Raw genomic sequence first — 16,555 nt, 5'->3', positions numbered from 1 at the left:
GCCTGCACCTCGAGCGCAAAACCAACTCCCCGAAAGTGCGACGCTACGCACCGGCCATAGTGGGGAGACAGTTCAGTTACTTAATTTCAGCGGATAGCCGTTCAAAATATGCAAGCGCTTCTTCACGAGAGATCGAGCCGCTTTTGTCCACGTCGTTCTGATCAAACATGTCCGTGACCATGGCTTCAGGCTCCTCAGATATCCAACGTGTAAAGACGTTGCCCTTTGAGGGACCTGCATAAGCGAGACCGGCTAACGCCACCGCAATCGCTCCTGCCAATAATATCTTTGTCCTCATTTATTCGATCTCCAATGTCGCAAACATCCGAGCAACTCGGACAATTCTAAAAATATCAGTCAACTATTCCGCCACGCACGGTACATGGCGGAACATTACTTGCCAACGACGTAATTTGATCGAATGCGTCACAAGTTCAAAGACGACGCGGATTTGACGGCTAGAGCTCGGTGCGTCCTGCCAACATCTGCGTAGCTGTTTCGGCGGCAATATCGCCGAGAATGGCGCGACAGACGGTTTCGCCCGCCATGACCCCGAGCTTAAAACCGTGGCCGGAACAGGCGCTGACAACCCAGCCTTTGGCGTCGAGTGGTTCGACGCGGAAACGTTCTTCGTCAGTCACCGTGTAATAGCAAATTTTGCGTTCTAATTCAGTGTACTGGGACGCATCCTTGAAAACTCGATTCAAGGCATCCTGCACCGGCTTGTAGTCCTCTTCAGTCGCTATACGATTGTCCGAACCGTGGCCAATGCGCGAGAAAAAGTGGTCACCAATCTTGAGGCGCGTACCGTCTTTGGGCGGCAGGATATAGGCGAGCTTGTCGTCCAGATGGTCGATGACCACCGGCGCGTTGTTCCAAGCATCAGCATATTGAGCGGGCGGCTCGAGATAGAGCACCATCTGGCGCGAGGCCTCAGCAATGTCGGCATAATCGGGCAAGAGATCGCTGATCCAAGCTCCGGCGCAGACCACGACCATATCGCCGGTAATGATCTGACCGTCGGCCTCGACCGTTCCAGCCTTTGCATCAACCTTGGTAACGCGCGTGTTGGGGCGAAGATCGGCCCCATTTGCATCGAGCCATTTTGCCAGATCGGTAACAATGCGATCTGCGTAGAGGAGCCCTGCCCCATCCGCTTCATAAGCACTGACAGCGCCCTTCATATTGAGGAAGGGAAGACGCTGCTCGAGCTCGGTGAGTGTGAGCGGACGATGCTTGATGCCCACCGCATCCAAAGCCGTGGCGGTGCTGGTGTATATGTCCGCGTCAGTGCGGGAGACATAGATCGCCGGGGTCTTATGGATATGGGTCGCGCCAATGTCGACCCAGAGTTCGTCATAGAGTTCAAAAGTCCGCGGCATGAGCGCGGTGTACCCCGGCATGCCCGTATAGGTGTGACGCGTGATCCTATGCTCATCGAAGGACGATGAGATTGGGTTCGGGATGGGGCCCTGATCGAACAGCGTGACCTCTACCCCGCGCTTGCGTAACCGCCATGCCAAGCTAAGGCCTGCGATTCCTGCACCAACGATCAAAACTCTCATGTCAGCCTCATTTACTCGTTTCAAATCGCCCGCTCAGCAGAGAAAAATATTCTCAAAAGCGAACGAGTTTCGCGAAAATCTCTACCCGCTCTATAGTGTTTTCCCGAAACGAGAGGGATATAATTTCAGCCAATGTTTTAACTGAGAGTTCCAAAAGTGAAAGTCTCAAAGCTTCTTATCACCGCCGCTCTCCTCGCTGGCGTTTCCACCGCCACGACCGCTTGGGCGCAGTCTTATAACCCAGATGCGTCCATCCGCATTGGTTCGCTCTATGAGCCGCAGAACCTCGACAACACCGCTGGCGCTGGCCAGGGCATCAACGAAGCTTTCAACGGCAACGTTTATGAAGCTCTGTACCAACTGACCGACGCAGGCACTGTCGACGCCAAGCTGGTTGAAAGCCACGAAGTCAGCGAAGACGGCCTCACACACACCTTCAAGCTTAAGTCTGGCGTGACGTTCCACTCTGGCGATCCGCTGACCGCTGCTGACGTGAAGAACTCGATCGAGCGCGTCACCGCAGAAGCCTCCAAGAGCTCGCGTAAGAACAGCCTCAAGACCATCACCGCAATCGACGCGCCAGATGACCAGACCGTGGTCATCACCCTGTCCGCACGTTCGGTGAACCTGCCGTACAATCTTTCCTATGTCTGGATCGTCAACGACGCTGCCGGTGACATCACCGCTGCGGCCGACGGCACTGGCCCATACAAGCTCGGCGAATGGCGCCGTGGTTCGGCGCTGGCGCTGACCCGCAACGATGCCTATTGGGGCGAAGCGCCAAAGAACGCTGAAGTGATCTACACCTATTTCACGGATGCGACTGCCCTCAACAACGCACTTCTGACCAATGCGGTCGACGTAGTGACCTCGGTGCAGAGCCCAGACTCGCTGCAGCAGTTCGCCAGCAATCCAGCCTACACCGTGACCGAAGGTGCTTCGACCACCAAGGCGCTGCTGGCTTACAACGATCGCGTTGCTCCATTCGACAACGTCAAGGTTCGCAAGGCTCTGGCCCGCGCAACCGACAAGGCGCGCCTCTTGAACTCCATCTGGGGTGACTATGGCACGCTGATCGGCTCGTTCGTCCCACCGACCGACCCTTGGTATGTCGATCTGACCGGCGTCGATGCCTATGACGTTGAAAGCGCAAAGGCTCTGCTGGCGGAAGCTGGCTATCCAGATGGCTTTGAATTCACCATCGACACCCCAGACTACGATCCGCATCCGATCATCGCGCAGTTCCTACAGACGGAATATGCCAAGATCGGCGTGAAGGTGAACATCAACATCATCACCTCCAACGAATGGTACACCAAGATCTACCAGGCGAAGGATTTCCAGGCGACCCTGCAGGAACACGTCAATCACCGCGATATCGTGTTCTACGGCAACCCAGACTTCTACTGGGGCTACAACAACCCAGCGGTTGTTGAGCTGATTGCTGGTGCGGAAGCTGCTGCCGACGAAACCGAACAGGTGGCTAAGCTCACCGAAGCCAACAAGATCATTGCGGAAGATGCAGCCAGCAACTGGCTCTACCTCTACCCACAGATCGTGGTTTCGGCTGCAAATGTCACCGGCTACCCAGTCAATGGCCTGAATTCGCAGTTCCCAGCCTATGGCATCGAAAAGACTGAATAAGCCTCGCGCTTATAGTCTTTAGAGACACGAATTATACGCGCCACCGGGTTCGCCCGGTGGCGTTGTCATTGCGAGGAAGCTAATGTCGCGCTTTCTCTTCGAATTAGGGATTCTCGGCCATTCTCGCCTATACGATCCGACGCACGTTCATCTTGTTGGTATCGCTGTTTATTGCGGCGATTGTGCTCTTTGTCCTTTTGCGTTTGCTACCCGGCGACCCAGCCAATGCGCTGCTTGGTGTCGGAGCAACTCCAGCACAAATTGAAGCGGCGCGCGCGCAGGTTGGTTCTGACCAGCCGCTTTACGTGCAATTTGGCAGCTATCTTCAAAGCCTCATCCGTTTTGACCTCGGCAATAGCTTTGTCAGCAAAGCCTCGGTGCTTGAGGAAATCGGCAACCGCATGTCGGTGACACTGCCGCTGGCGCTGCTGGGTTTTGTCCTTTCCATCCTCATTGCTGTCCCACTCGGCATCGTCTCTGCGGTGAAAGCGGACAAATGGTATGGCTGGTTGATCTCGGTGGTTTCCCAATTGGGCATTGCGATCCCGGTGTTCTGGGTGGGGATTTTGCTGGTGACGCTGTTTGCCATCAATTTGCGCTGGCTCCCTTCTGGCGGGTTTCCGCTCAAAGGATGGGCTAATTTCTCTGACGCTGCGATTGGCATGATCCTACCGGCGGTGACCATTGGGCTGGTGATGGGCGCTTCGTTGCTGCGCTATGTTCGAGCGGCAACACTGGACGTTCTGGGCAGTGACTATCTGCGGACGGCCCGCGCTATGGGCGCAGGCTTTACCGAAGCCCTGCTCAAGCATGGTCTACGCAATGGCGCTGTGCCGGTGATTTCTATTTTGGGCATTGAATTGGCGACGACTTTTCTTGGCGCCGTGGTGATCGAGAAGGTGTTTAGCCTACCGGGCATGGGCTCGATGCTGCTGCTGGCGATCCAACAGCGCGACTACCCCAATGTGCAGGGTGTTCTCATCATCTCTACTCTTCTCGTCCTGCTGATTGGCTTTGCTGCGGATATTTTGCAGCGTGTTGTCGATCCGCGTCTGCGGACAAAATCGCGGGTGCAAGCATGAGTCAGACCATGGACTTAAGCGCGCCAGCCAAACCAAAACTTTCACTCACCTTGTGGGCCGGAATTTTTCTCGTTGGCCTGCATGTTGTTGTTGGCCTGCTGACGCTCGTCTGGCTGCCCTATGATCCGAACGCCTTTACTGGCGGGCGACTTGAGGGCGCCAGTTGGCTGCATTGGACAGGCACTGACCGTCTCGGGCGCGATCTCTTCACCCAGTTGATGATCGGCAGCCGCATTGCGCTCCAGGTGGGCGTCTGCGCAGTGATCATTGGTGGTGTGATCGGGGTCACTTTGGGCACGATTGCGGCCTTTGCCACGCGCTGGCTGGATGATGCTCTGGCGGCAACGCTCGATATTCTGATCGCCTTCCCCACTCTACTCATTGCCATGCTGGTGGTGGCAGCGAGTGAGACGGCGTCGCTGGGCTCAGCCATCCTCGCACTGGGGATCGCGCTTTCGGCTATCGTGGCACGATTGACGCGTATTCTGGTGAAGCGCGTCCTTGTGATGGACTACATTACGGCCGCACGCACTTCGGGCTCGGGCTGGCTAAAAATCGTCTTCGTCCACATCATCCCCAATATCTGGCCAACGCTGTCGGTGAATTTTGCCCTGCAGTTTGGCTTGGCTGTGATCGCAGAAGCTTCGCTCTCTTATCTGGGCCTGGGTGCGCCGCCGCCGAACGCCTCTTGGGGGCGGATGCTGCAGGAAGCGCAGGCTACAGTTTATAACGCTCCCCTCGGGGCCATCGCGCCGGGTGTGGCGCTGGTGACGCTGGCAATTGGCGTCAATCTTCTCGCCGACGGTCTCCGCGACGTCATTGATCCGACGAGGCAGGGATGATGAGCCTTCTTACTGTCAACAATCTCACTGTGAAGGCTGGCGCAAAGGCGCTGGTCTCAGACCTGAGCTTTACCCTCGACAAGGGCGAGCGGCTGGGGCTGATCGGGGAATCCGGTTCGGGCAAATCTCTGACGTCACTGGCCGTGACAGGCCTTTTGGCAAGGCAGTTGCAGGCTGAGGGCATTGTGACGCTCAAAGGCACACCGATCATTGGCGCGAAAGACCGTGACCTCAATGCTCTACGCGGCACTGCAGTCGCCATTGTTTTCCAAGAGCCACTAACGGCGCTCGATCCGCTGATGCGCGTTGGCAAGCAGATTAGCGAAGTGGTCAACCGCCGCGCCAAGCGTGACGGCGATCGGGTGACGCGTGGGCATATGGACGCGGAAGTGGCAGCCCTCATGGAGGAGGTAAACCTCCCCGCCTCGCTCGCCAGCAAATACCCGCATGAAATGTCGGGGGGCCAGCGGCAACGCATCGCCATTGCTATGGCGCTCGCCTGCAAGCCTGATCTTCTAATCGCCGACGAGCCGACGACGGCTCTCGACGTCACGACGCAGGCCGAAATCATGAGTCTTATCAAACGGCTCGTGGCGGAACGTAACATGGCACTTCTCTTTATCAGCCACGATCTGCCGGTGGTCGCCAACACGGTGGACCGGGTGGTGGTGATGCGGCACGGGGTAGCCGTGGAAGCCGGTTCTGTGGGCGAGGTATTCCGTTCGCCTCAGCATGATTACACCAAGAGCCTGCTGGCGGCGGCGAAGGCCTTTGACAACGCGATCGGGGGCCAAGCATGAGCCTCGTTAGCATCGACAATGTCAGCTTCGCTTATACAAGCGAGCGGCAGATTTTGGCTGGCGTCTCCACTGAGATCGCACCGGGCGCTACCGTTGGCCTTGTGGGGGAATCCGGCTCGGGCAAAACCACGCTGCTCCGTCTGCTGCTGGGCCTGACCAAGCCCCAGGGCGGGACCATTCGGTTTGATGGGCAGGTGCTCGACCCGAGTAATCGGGCGTTTATGCGCGATTATCGTCGGCAGGCGCAGGTGGTGTACCAAGACCCCTACTCCTCGCTCGATCCGCGCCAAAAAGTGTTTTCCATTATCGCCGAGCCGTTGAAATCGCTGCGTATCGCAGGCGACCACAAGGCGATGGTGATGGCGGCGCTGGAGGCCGTTGGTCTTGAGGCCGATAGCGCCAATCGCTATCCGCACCAGTTCTCTGGCGGCCAGCGTCAACGCATCGCTATTGCACGCGCTATTGTGGCGAAGCCCAAGCTGCTGCTTGCCGACGAAGCCGTGAGCGCGCTGGATCTGACGACCAAGGTGCGCGTTGTCGAATTGCTCCGCACACTGAGCCGCGAGATGGCCCTGCTGTTCGTTTCGCATGACATCGCGGTCGTCGCAGCGCTGTGCGAACACATTATAATTTTGGAAAAGGGCGTGATCGTCGAGCAGGGTAAGACTGCTGAAGTTCTCGCCAATCCGCAACATGCCTATACGCAGCGGCTGCTCTCCAGCGTGCCGCGCCTCTCGTTCAAGGATGAAGAGCTATGACTGACTATCCAACTGAATATGCCGCCTGGAAAATCCGCCGCCTTGAGGCGCTGAAGGCTCCAGATGGCTGGCTCAATATCATTGCGCGCGACTGGCTGAGCGAAGGCACGGTCAAAATTGGCGCGGCAGACGATAACGACATTATCTTGCCGACCGGCCCGGCTCATGTTGGCACGCTGACACAGGACGCAGAAGGTGGCGTGACTTATGCCGCGGCTGATGGTTCGGCCCCGATCAAGCTCGAATTGAACAAGTATAAGCCACCGCGCTTCACGGCTGAAAACCTGCTGCTGGAAGTGACAACGCTGAACGGCGAGAACGCTGTTCGCGTGCGCGACACCGCGTCCAAGGCTGGCGAAGAGTTGGGCGAGATCGAGTATTTTGATCTGGACCCAAGCTGGCGCATTGAAGCCAAGTGGGTGGCGCTCGAAGAGGCGAAGAACCTCTCCATCTCGACCTCGAAGGCGATCCCCACCGAAGTTCAGGCAACGCATAAGGCCGTGTTCGACAAGGACGGCGTGACCTATGAGTTGCTGGCAACGCACGGCACCAAGGAAAGCCCGCAGTTCGTCATTCGCGACCTGACCAGCCGCGACAGCACCTATGGCGCGTGCCGCTTTGTGTTTGGTGAAAACGCGAGCGAAAACAGCATTGTACTGGATTTCAATAAGGCATTGAATCCGCCATGTGCGTTTACCGATTTTGCTGTGTGCCCGCTGCCGCCAGCCGAAAACGTGCTGCCGATCCGCATTGAAGCGGGCGAGAAGCGTCTCGGGCACTAAGGGCGTTTTAGGACGTGAGACCTCCACGTTCGGGGGGGGTACGGGGTGGTGAGTTTTCGGGCTCGCCACCCTTTTTGTATGTGTTTTGGGAGCCCCACCCCGGCACTCCCCACAAAGGGGAGAGGGATTGAGGGTGGCGGGTTCAAGCCTCACGAGATTGGAAGGCCCCCTCACCCGGCCTGCGGCTGACCTCTCCCCCTAAGGGAGAGGTGACGAAAGGTTCTGGGGCAAGTCGGGCGGGAGATTGCGTCTTGGCGGGGAGCGGCATATGTCGGGCGCAATAGCTCAGCGAAGCGGTAGCCCTATGCACGCTTCACAACGGAGATTTCGGTGCCCCCAATCGAAGAACAGCCGCTAAAGCCCGGTGATTATGTCGCCGGGTTTGCCATTCTCATCCTCTGTCAATTAGCGGGGGAAGTGCTGGTGCATGCGATCCGCATTGTGCTGCCCAGTTTTGCCTTCCCCGGCCCTGTGGCGGGAATGCTGCTCCTGCTCGCACTGCTGCCCCGACTTCCAAAGCAGCGGCGCTCGGTGATGGCCGTGGGCAATGCCCTCCTCGGTATTTTGGCGATGCTGTTCGTGCCTGCGGCAGTGGGCGTGATGCAGTATGGCGATCTCGTGCTGGCTTGGGGCATTCCCCTTGTCTTCGCGCTGGTTGTTTCAACGGTGCTGACACTGCTCGCGACGGTTGGCACGTTCCTGCTGACGGAAAAGCTAATGAACCGAGGCAAGCCATGACCGGGCTGACGGGCGTTTGGGTATATCTCGCAGCCTCCCCCCTGACCTGGCTGGCCGTGACGCTGGTGGCCTATGCCACCTCGCTCAAGATCGGGGCATTCTTCAAAGGCTCGCCCTTTGCCAACAATGTGCTGATCAGCGCCGCGATCATCATTCCGATCCTGCTGATCTCCGGAACGAGCTACCCGACCTATTTTGAGGGCGCGCAGTTCGTGCACTTCCTGCTTGGGCCAGCAACGGTTGCGCTGTCGATCCCCTTGTTCCGGAATATCGACGCTGTGAAGCGCTCGCTGGTGCCAATTGCTGTGTCGCTGGTGGTTGGCGCTGTCGTGGCCATGGCGAGCGCCGTGGGCATTGTCTATCTCTTCGGTGCGCCGGCTGAGGTAATCGCGTCGATCACCCCGAAATCGGTGAGTGCGCCGATTGCGATGGAGCTGGCCAAGAGCCTTGGCGGCATTCCATCGCTTGCCGCCGTCTTGGGGATCTCCACGGGCATTACCGGGGCTATTTTGGTTACGCCTCTGATGAACGCACTCAAGATCAAGAACTATGCGGCGCGCGGCTTTGCGGTCGGCGTAACATCGCATGGGATCGGCACGGCCCGCGCCTTGCAGGTGAGCGACGTGGGGGGCGCGTTTTCGGGCATTGGCATGGCGCTCAATGGCGCGTTCACCGCGCTGATCGTGGTGGGCTTACAAGTGTTGGTTAACGCGTAGCCAGACAAACAAAAAGCGGCGTTTCGGCGCCGCTTTCTTTTATGCTGAGAGGCGTGCGTCCTGCGCGAGACGCGGGTCTGGCAAATGCAGCATGGCGACCAGATCGCGGTATTCCTGCCGCGCATTGACGTGGGACATGGACGGCGCCGCGCCCAAAAGCTGGGCATCCAATGGATCAAACACGGTCATGCCGATGGGGAAGAGCGAGCGGAAGATCACGCGCTCGGCAATGCCATCGGCGACGCGGCACGTCAGTGCATCGGCAATTTTCACCACGCTATCATGCACGCTCGCGCCATTGCGATTGGAGAGCGCCGAGATGCGGTTACGGACGATGACCCAATCACTTGGCGCGCCGGTGGCGATTTGGCGCTCAGCGCGGGCGCGCTGCACGTTCTTGGAATAAGGCGAGAGACTTTCCGGATCGCCGGTGCGCACGTCAATTTTTGCCAGCACGTCGAGGTCGATCATGCTGTCATTGACGGGGGTCACAAGCGTGTCGGCCGCACTATGGGCGAGGCGCGCGAGATGGGCGTCAAATCCCGGCGTGTCGATGACGATGAAATCGACTTCGTCATAGAGCTTATCCATCGAGCGCGAAAAGAGCTCGAGCTCGGCCTTTTGGTTTTCCTTTATCGAGTCGCTCCAGCCAGTGGGCACATGGACGTGCTTGGGCATCGGAATGTCACGGCCCGTGGTGTCGAGCGTATTGCGGCGATTACGGATATAGCGGGTCAGCGTTTGCTGGCGGCTATCGACGTCGACGGTGGCAACGCGAAAACCTTGATGCAGCAAATAGACAGCTAGGTGCAGCGACAAGGTCGACTTGCCGGAGCCACCCTTCTCATTTCCCACCACAATGACGTGCGCGCGTTGCTGGCCCAATTCCGCCTCCAAATCACAGGAGTTACCCTTAATGCCATCAACGGCTCGCATGGTTAATAAGGATTTAAGAGCACCCCAAATCACTCTGCTTATGCCGCGTGGTTTTGCGCTTCAGCACATGGTGAGTCTGGTAAAAGACGCTGCGCCTGCACCTTGCATGAACGAGCGGGAGGCACCTTGCGCCGGGCCGTGGGAGTTCTTCCAATTGCATTTTCTGGAGGGTTAAGTCCCAAGGGCCACTCTCACGGTGCTCCACCGCGTGTGGGAATAAATTTCCAGCTTAAGTCAGCGACTTAATAGAGGGGGCAACTGGTCGCGAAGCTTGAGCTTTTTGGGAATATGTTCGGGTTCGGAGCAGTGGAAAGATCGTTTTGGAGGGCCCGATATTGTGGCTTCTCCGCGGCAAGAGGGCGCGGGGTTGTGCCTGCAGGGTTGTACGGAGGACAAATTTAGGCCATTTTAACTATCGTCTAACGGGAGCTGAACCTCTGGCTAACCAAGCGAACCGACCAACCATCGTCCTCTTCGATCTTGATGGGACCCTGGTGCACCACGTCAATCCACGCGTGCTGCAAATGCTCGAATTCTTGGACGACTGTTCCCATAAGGGTGGACGGCTGGCAGCACGATTCCGTCTGCAGCGTCGTCAGCGCTTAAAAGAACAACGCCCACCGCGGTTATTGGTTCACCGCGCGATCCACAAAGTGCGTCGCAAGACGGTCAACGAGATGCTTTCGCCATGCGAGAACATGCGTTGCGTCCTCGAGCGCCTCCACGCTGAAGGCATTGCCACTGGCGTCGTCAGCAACGGCCTCGGCCGCGGCTATGGCCACGATGTGCTGGAAGCTTTCGATCTGCGGAAGTATTTCTCCACGGCCGTGTTCCGTGAGGACGTACGCCGCGGCAAGCCGTGGCCAGATTCGATCCTGGAAGCGCTGTCCAATATTGGCCGCGAACTCCGCCGGACCGACGTGATCTGGTACATTGGCGACCAGCGTAAAGATATTGCGGCTGCGCAAGCGGCTTCGGAAATTATCGGCCACACCATTCGCCCGATCGCCTTGGGCGCACGCGCGGCGCTTGGCGCAATCGAACAGCGCATCCCGAATTCGCAGATTATGTGGTGTGCGGCCGACTTTGAACGCGCCGTCCATAACGCATTCGACAGCGATGATTACTCGCTGCCGATGTATGGTCCTGTCGCTGCGCCCGTCGTCTAACAGCCGACCTCTTTAGAAGTCGAAGCCCATTTGATTGATCGAAAGCTCAATCTCTTCGGCTTCGACTTTTTTGTCTTTCTTCTTTGGCTTCTGCTTGGCCTTTGCGGCCTCTTCCGCCTCAGCGAGTGCTGCCGCTTCAGCAGCGAGATCTGCCTCGGACTGAATGACGAAGATCGACTCTAGGTCGTCCACGGGCTTTGCATCAGCGGCACTGGCATCGCTCGACACAGGCTGCGCGACTCCGGCCTCAACAGCTTCAGAAGCGGTCTCTTCCAAATCCGTGCTCTGCAGGACACTTTCATCCTCGACAACGAAGTCCTCAGCGGCAGCAGCGAGCTCCTCCCCGTCGAAGAACGGCGTATCGTCGGTAGAGGCATAAGCGGGCGCGCTAAAGACCTCAGCGTCTTCCAAAGTGTCCATGGCCGCAAATACGGCTTCGGCTTCGGCTTCGGCTTCGGCTTCGGCTTCGGCTTCGGCTTCGGCTTCGGCTTCGGCTTCGGCTTCGGCTTCGGCTTCGGCTTCGGCTTCGGCTTCGGCTTCGGCTTCGGCTTCGGCTTCGGCTTCGGAGGTCATGTCATCTTGCTGTTCAGATGCAAGCGCTTCTTCGCCAAACACCGGCGCAATATATTCGCTCAGCTCAACGCGCTGCGGGTCTTCCGTTTCGGCAGGTAACACTGGCGCGCTGTGGGCGTGTTCAGTGGCTTCAAAACTTTCAGCGACCGGAGCCGACACGGTTACCTGTTCGTCGGCTGAGACGAGCACATCGGCTTCGTCATCCACCACCGCTTTGCTGAGCAGAAGCTCGACCCAATCGGTGGCTTTCACCAGCGGCTTGGTCTTAAGGGTGTAGAGGTTTTCGCGTCCCTTCTTCACCTCGACCACAAGCCCCGCCGTCTTTAGCACGCGCAAATGGCGCGAAATGGCCGGGCGGCTAATCGTGAAGGCGTCCGCGAGCTTATGCACGGGAATGGGCCCCTGCATGAGGATCTCGATAATGCGGCAGCGCGTAGCGTCGCCGAGTGCGGAATAAACTGCGATGGGGGCTTTGGTCTTGCGCTTCATACTCTGGTTTAAAGTAACATCAGAGTTACCCGTCAAGTGAGCACGCAGCTTCCTCAGAGTTTGTTCACTGAGATTGTTAGAGCATTCTAGACCATGGCCGTATTTTGCGGAACTGAAGAAAGGTTTCGGTCATTCCCGTCCCACAGGATGCTGGAAAAGGCCAAACATGAAACAGACCAATTACAGCACCAATGCCATGCAGTTCGACCCGCGCCGCCGATATTCGGTTGGCGAAATGGTGGCCGACGCGGTGGTGCATGTCCTGGGCCTGATCGTGGCGATTGCCGCTGGCTCAGCTCTATTGACGCTCACAGCCTTCGAGACCGCCCCGGAAGCGGTGCCCGCATTGTCGATTTACGTTGGCACGTTGATCTTCGTCTTGGGCGTGTCGCTGGCCTATAATCTCTGGCCACACAATTCCTGGAAACACGTGTGGGCGCGCCTTGATCAGGCGGCCATCTTTCTCTTCATCGCGGGTAGCTACACGCCATTTTTGGCAGTGCTCGGAAATTCCACGCTCGGGATTACGATGATGGCAATTGTCTGGGGCGCGTCGCTCGTCGGAGTAGCGCTAAAGCTGATCGTGCCAGAGCGTTTTGGGCGCGTTGCCATCCCGCTTTATCTCGGGATTGGTTGGAGCGGCATCTTCGTGTTCAACGCCCTTGCCACCGCCCTGCCCCCAACAACCCTATGGCTGCTGCTGGCAGGCGGCGTCGCCTATTCGGCGGGGATCATCTTCCACGTGTGGGAAAAGCTACGCTTCCAAAACGCGCTTTGGCACGTGTTTGTAGTGGCAGGGGCAAGCCTGCACCTTTGGGCCGTCATTGACTGTATGATCGTTGCGCGGATGTAGCGGTTACTGAATGCGCGAATGAACGACGCTGTCGCCAGCCTCGATGCCCAATTCGACGGTGCGTCCGCCGGGCACTTCAAGCACATACTGCACAGGACCATCCGAAGGGATTGAGGTCTTGTCATGCGGGACGGCGTTGACGTGAATGTTCTTGATGGTGCCATCCGAGGTGATGAACAGCATGTCGAGCGGGATGAAAGTGTTCATCATCCAGAAAGCGACGGGACGCTCTTCTTTGAAGTCAAAGAGCATGCCAGCGTCTGGTGCGAGCTCATGGACATTCATCAGGCCCTTGGCACGGGTTTCAGGCGTATCGACAACCTCAACCGTAAACACATGATCACCAGTCGAAGACTTAATGGTCAGGGTCTCTTCCTGGCTGTACGCAGCCAAGGGCAGCGCAACGACAAGAGCCGTCGCAGCGGCGGCGAGAGTACGGGTTACGCTGTGCATCATGAGGTCCTCGTCAGGTAGGGCAGCCGTCAGTGTGACGACGGCGCGTCGCCCCAACCGTCAGGCCGAATTTCGGCGACCATAAGGCCTTTCGGGCCGTTACCATAACGAACCAACACATATTGGCCGGGACGCAGTTCTGTAATGCCGAAGCGGCGCAGGGTTTCCATGTGAACAAACACATCCGGAGCACCCTCGCCTTCCGAGAGGAAGCCGAACCCGCGGATACGATTGAACCACTTCACTTCAAGGCGAACCATGCCGGAGGTTGGCTCAACCACCACATGGGTGCGCGCTGCTGGCATTTGGGAAGGATGGCGAGCCGTCGACTCGTCCATGGAAACAATGCGGAAGGCCTGTAGACCACCGGGGCGGTTCAGCGCTTCGACAACGATGCGCGCGCCTTCATATGCGGTCTGATAGCCGTCTCGTCGGAGGCAGGTGACGTGCAGCAAGATATCTGCGGTGCCATTATCGGGAATGATGAAGCCAAAACCTTTGCCTGCGTCAAACCACTTAATGGTACCGGTAACTTCGATGGTGTCTAAAGCGCCCTGTGGCGACAGGGCAGTTTCGTCAACCCGTTTCGTCACCGCTGCCTCACTGGACAGATCGATAGTGCCGTCGCTGTCGCCCATGCCCTTGGCCCCCATGACCCCTCAGCCCTTTTACACGTCCGCTTACGCGGGTACTCAACCACTAGACCAAATCAGTCTGTCCGATTCAGTGTCAGAAGTTAAGAAGTTCTTGCTGATTTGTCGACATATGCCGTGAACGCATTGTCGAATTGCCAGTGACTTGGTAGCCCAGAGGGAATTTCGTCCGATTGGAGGATGTCTTGAAGTATCTACACACGATGGTGCGCGTCACCAATATCGAAGAAAGCCTGCGGTTTTACTGTGAAGGCCTCGGCCTTGAAGAGGTGCGCCGCCGCGAGAGCGAAAAAGGTCGATTCACACTGATCTTCCTCCGCGCCCCGGGCGATGAGGGCGGCGAAGTCGAACTCACCTATAATTGGGATCCAGAAGAGTACACCGGCGGGCGCAACTTCGGGCACCTCGCCTACCGCGTTAAGGACATCTATGCCCTGTGCCAGCATTTGCAGGACATGGGCGTCGTCATCAACCGCCCACCACGCGACGGGCACATGGCCTTCGTTCGGTCGCCAGACGGCATTTCCGTTGAACTGATCCAAGACGGCACCCTTGAACCACAAGAGCCGTGGCTCTCGATGCCGAACACCGGCAGCTGGTAAACAGCGTTTAGAGCGAATTCATGTTTCGCTAACCTTTCCAGTTAGCGGGTGGTTAGCGAAACATCTCTAATTTTAGCGATTATCTCACCGGCCACTTGCCTGTTGCGCAATGACGACACTGGCCCCGTGGAAATCGCTCATGCTCCCTATCGCACGCTCACTCGCCGCTATCATCACCACCGCTACTGTTTTGGCGGGCTGCTTGCCAATGGCTCTGTTCGCGAGCGGTTCAGGATCTGGCTACAGTGGTGTGCGCCAAGACTGGGGCACTTACGTCGCGTCAAAGCAGGTGAATGCCTTCTGCATTTCTCCAAAACTCAGATTTGTTATCTGGGAGTTTGAAGGTCGCTTTGGCAAGAAGGTGGTTATGCAGTCGGGCTATCGCGACACAGCGCATAACAATGCGGCTGGCGGTGCCTCCAACTCGTTCCACACCAAGTGCATGGCGGCGGACTTCTACATACCGGGTGTTCCGAAGAACCAGCTCATCGCCTTCGCACGCAATCTTCCCAGTGTTGGCGGCTTGGGTTGCTATCCGGGCCGGAACTTCATCCACGTCGACGTTCGCGATCGTCCACGCGGTTATCGCGGCCCTGTTACCTTCTCAGGCTGTTGAAAACTAACAGGTTTGCATTTTTCTTCGCGCTCGGGGTTGCGCAAGCTGCAACCTCCATCTATACGAGCGTCATCGAACTGATGCGCCCTTCGTCTATCGGTTAGGACGGCACCCTTTCACGGTGCAGAGAGGGGTTCGATTCCCCTAGGGCGTACCACTTTCCACCTGTTTTCTTTGTAACGGTGGACGATCTCTCCTCCCCCAGACTGTTATAGAATAAGCAGACGCAAGTCGGCTCGGCGTTTTCTGCTCGAATTGGCAGCCCCTGCGAACAGAGACTGCCAGTGGTTTTAGGCTGCCGTGGGGCCAGATGGATCTGTGTCGGTGGTGTCTGGGTTTGACACACTAAGCACCTTAATGCGCCGCACGGACTGATCCGCCCCTTCAACCCAGCTCATGACATGGCCCGGCCGCAAGCCGAGAAGGGCCGCGCCCTCTGCCGAAGTCACCGATAGGCGGTATGTACCGCCCAATTGCACCTCTTCTGGCATGACCAGCTTGGCGCAACGCTCTTCGCCCGGCAGCAGAACATATTTGACCAAACTGCCTATCCGCACGACATCTCGCGGCAAGAACGCATCGGCAATAATGCTTGCCCGATCAAGCTCATAGAGCAAAAAGTCCATGCGCTCGGCAGTTTGACCAACTTCGGTCAGAGCTGCCACCGTCAGGCGCTTATGGTCCTGCTCCCCTATGAGGAGCTCTGGCGAAGGCATCCAATCAGACAAAGAAATGGTCGTCATTTTCCGGTCTCCTTGAGGGACAAGGCGGTCGATGGAATTTTCGATGCTCGGTCAAAGGTGGTAAATAAGTGTTCTGGTGCCGCAGGGGGCTTATCGAAATCGCGCAGGCACCACGGGCAGCGATTAGCTGCCCTTGGCCTCGGTCCTGAACAGGATCGACAATAGCGGAGAACCTGCATTCATTTCTCCGAGCCGTCGAGCGACCTTCGCGAGATGTTCTGCAACAGTGTCTGACGATCCTCCAGCGAGCGCAGACGGATGGTCATTGTCTCGGTCTTGATCGGCGTTTGTGGTGGAAGATTGTAATCGAGCTCCGGCATGTGAGCATCGGCCCAAGCCTTGAAACGGCTCAGCTTGTGACTGCCAAGGATAGGGAGGGTGACGGAATACTTATAGGTCATCGACAGGATCTCATGCGCAAGTAGACCCGATGCAGAAAGCATCCGGCTAAAGCGTTCAAAATGTTAGAGAGGGGAACACTGAGGTTATCCTGGTGCCGCTCTTGCCATTACGGCAGGTAGCAACACCAGGCTACTAAAGT

At 57.5% G+C, this 16,555-nt stretch carries 20 protein-coding genes and 1 tRNA gene; 13 read left to right on the top strand and 8 right to left on the bottom strand.

All coding sequences use genetic code 11. The annotated features are described in order from the left end of the window. Positions 1-76 precede the first annotated feature (76 nt). Together JHL21_RS14580 and JHL21_RS14575 are read right to left on the bottom strand one after the other, a co-directional pair. On the bottom strand, positions 77-298 hold the full coding sequence (locus JHL21_RS14580; RefSeq protein ID WP_200214245.1) for a hypothetical protein: 222 nt from the start codon (positions 296-298) through the stop codon (positions 77-79). Positions 299-458: 160 nt separating this feature from the next. Then, the gene (locus JHL21_RS14575) at positions 459-1,565 is read right to left on the bottom strand and encodes an FAD-binding oxidoreductase (protein WP_200214244.1); all 1,107 of its coding nucleotides are present in this window, start codon (positions 1,563-1,565) and stop codon (positions 459-461) included. Between the two features lie 177 nt (positions 1,566-1,742). Between JHL21_RS14575 and JHL21_RS14570 the strand changes: the two genes are divergently transcribed. From JHL21_RS14570 to JHL21_RS14535, 8 genes are all read left to right on the top strand, one after another. Beyond that, positions 1,743-3,209 (top strand): ABC transporter substrate-binding protein, encoded by a 1,467-nt coding sequence (locus tag JHL21_RS14570; protein ID WP_367948211.1) that lies wholly within the window; start codon positions 1,743-1,745, stop codon positions 3,207-3,209. 134 nt (positions 3,210-3,343) lie between these two features. Beyond that, a complete protein-coding gene (locus tag JHL21_RS14565; RefSeq protein WP_367948210.1) occupies positions 3,344-4,291 on the top strand; it encodes an ABC transporter permease in 948 nt (315 codons plus the stop codon). Further along, entirely contained in the window at positions 4,288-5,133 is an 846-nt protein-coding gene (locus tag JHL21_RS14560) for an ABC transporter permease (RefSeq protein ID WP_200214242.1), read from the top strand. The genes JHL21_RS14565 and JHL21_RS14560 overlap by 4 nt, the downstream gene beginning before the upstream one ends. Continuing rightward, the gene (locus tag JHL21_RS14555) at positions 5,133-5,933 is read left to right on the top strand and encodes an ATP-binding cassette domain-containing protein (RefSeq protein ID WP_367948204.1); all 801 of its coding nucleotides are present in this window, start codon (positions 5,133-5,135) and stop codon (positions 5,931-5,933) included. Before JHL21_RS14560 ends, JHL21_RS14555 begins: the two co-directional genes overlap by 1 nt. Further along, positions 5,930-6,691 (top strand): ABC transporter ATP-binding protein, encoded by a 762-nt coding sequence (locus JHL21_RS14550; RefSeq protein ID WP_200214239.1) that lies wholly within the window; start codon positions 5,930-5,932, stop codon positions 6,689-6,691. Before JHL21_RS14555 ends, JHL21_RS14550 begins: the two co-directional genes overlap by 4 nt. Beyond that, on the top strand, positions 6,688-7,473 hold the full coding sequence (locus JHL21_RS14545) for a DUF1684 domain-containing protein (protein ID WP_200214238.1): 786 nt from the start codon (positions 6,688-6,690) through the stop codon (positions 7,471-7,473). Before JHL21_RS14550 ends, JHL21_RS14545 begins: the two co-directional genes overlap by 4 nt. A 330-nt stretch (positions 7,474-7,803) precedes the next feature. Further along, complete coding sequence (locus JHL21_RS14540) at positions 7,804-8,211, top strand: CidA/LrgA family protein (protein WP_367948203.1); 408 nt, start codon at positions 7,804-7,806, stop codon at positions 8,209-8,211. Continuing rightward, the gene (locus JHL21_RS14535; protein ID WP_200214237.1) at positions 8,208-8,927 is read left to right on the top strand and encodes an LrgB family protein; all 720 of its coding nucleotides are present in this window, start codon (positions 8,208-8,210) and stop codon (positions 8,925-8,927) included. The genes JHL21_RS14540 and JHL21_RS14535 overlap by 4 nt, the downstream gene beginning before the upstream one ends. Positions 8,928-8,966: 39 nt before the next feature. On the opposite strand, the gene JHL21_RS14530 is transcribed toward JHL21_RS14535, so the two are convergent. Next, positions 8,967-9,812: a division plane positioning ATPase MipZ gene (locus tag JHL21_RS14530; protein ID WP_254082074.1), complete on the bottom strand. Its 846-nt coding sequence runs from the start codon at positions 9,810-9,812 to the stop codon at positions 8,967-8,969. 371 nt (positions 9,813-10,183) lie between these two features. Between JHL21_RS14530 and JHL21_RS14525 the strand changes: the two genes are divergently transcribed. Further along, positions 10,184-11,032, top strand: a complete 849-nt coding sequence (locus JHL21_RS14525) for an HAD family hydrolase (RefSeq protein ID WP_367948202.1) — start codon at positions 10,184-10,186, stop codon at positions 11,030-11,032. Between the two features lie 12 nt (positions 11,033-11,044). Here JHL21_RS14525 and JHL21_RS14520 read toward each other — a convergent pair whose 3' ends face one another. Next, positions 11,045-12,094: a helix-turn-helix transcriptional regulator gene (locus JHL21_RS14520; protein ID WP_200214232.1), complete on the bottom strand. Its 1,050-nt coding sequence runs from the start codon at positions 12,092-12,094 to the stop codon at positions 11,045-11,047. A 166-nt stretch (positions 12,095-12,260) separates the two neighbouring features. Here JHL21_RS14520 and JHL21_RS14515 point away from each other — a divergent pair, with 166 nt between their 5' ends. After that, positions 12,261-12,947, top strand: coding sequence for a hemolysin III family protein (locus JHL21_RS14515; protein WP_200214231.1), 687 nt, complete (start codon positions 12,261-12,263; stop codon positions 12,945-12,947). Between the two features lie 3 nt (positions 12,948-12,950). Here the strand turns inward: JHL21_RS14515 and JHL21_RS14510 are convergent, their stop codons facing one another. Further along, entirely contained in the window at positions 12,951-13,403 is a 453-nt protein-coding gene (locus tag JHL21_RS14510; protein WP_254082073.1) for a DUF192 domain-containing protein, read from the bottom strand. A 26-nt stretch (positions 13,404-13,429) separates the two neighbouring features. Continuing rightward, positions 13,430-14,038: a cold-shock protein gene (locus tag JHL21_RS14505; protein ID WP_248306052.1), complete on the bottom strand. Its 609-nt coding sequence runs from the start codon at positions 14,036-14,038 to the stop codon at positions 13,430-13,432. Positions 14,039-14,238: 200 nt separating this feature from the next. On the opposite strand from JHL21_RS14505, the gene JHL21_RS14500 reads away from it, so the two are divergent. The 3 genes from JHL21_RS14500 to JHL21_RS14490 all read left to right on the top strand — a co-directional run bounded on the left by JHL21_RS14500 (position 14,239) and on the right by JHL21_RS14490 (position 15,428). Beyond that, the gene (locus JHL21_RS14500; protein WP_169196130.1) at positions 14,239-14,655 is read left to right on the top strand and encodes a VOC family protein; all 417 of its coding nucleotides are present in this window, start codon (positions 14,239-14,241) and stop codon (positions 14,653-14,655) included. Positions 14,656-14,794: 139 nt separating this feature from the next. Beyond that, positions 14,795-15,271 carry a D-Ala-D-Ala carboxypeptidase family metallohydrolase gene (locus tag JHL21_RS14495; RefSeq protein WP_200214230.1) on the top strand — a complete coding sequence of 159 codons (477 nt, stop codon included), beginning with the start codon at positions 14,795-14,797 and terminating at the stop codon, positions 15,269-15,271. A gap of 82 nt (positions 15,272-15,353) precedes the next feature. Further along, a tRNA-Glu gene (locus JHL21_RS14490) sits at positions 15,354-15,428 on the top strand. Between the two features lie 133 nt (positions 15,429-15,561). Here JHL21_RS14490 and JHL21_RS14485 read toward each other — a convergent pair. After that, positions 15,562-16,014, bottom strand: coding sequence for a GreA/GreB family elongation factor (locus tag JHL21_RS14485; protein ID WP_200214228.1), 453 nt, complete (start codon positions 16,012-16,014; stop codon positions 15,562-15,564). 179 nt (positions 16,015-16,193) lie between these two features. Further along, positions 16,194-16,415, bottom strand: a complete 222-nt coding sequence (locus tag JHL21_RS14480; RefSeq protein WP_182395956.1) for a hypothetical protein — start codon at positions 16,413-16,415, stop codon at positions 16,194-16,196. Between the last annotated feature and the right edge of the window lie 140 nt (positions 16,416-16,555).

Origin of the sequence: Devosia sp. WQ 349K1 (genome assembly GCF_016595685.1) — a bacterium.
Taxonomy (GTDB): Bacteria; Pseudomonadota; Alphaproteobacteria; order Rhizobiales; family Devosiaceae; genus Devosia.
The sequence above is the reverse complement of the archived record's forward strand: the minus strand, read 5'-3'. Positions and strand labels throughout refer to the sequence as shown.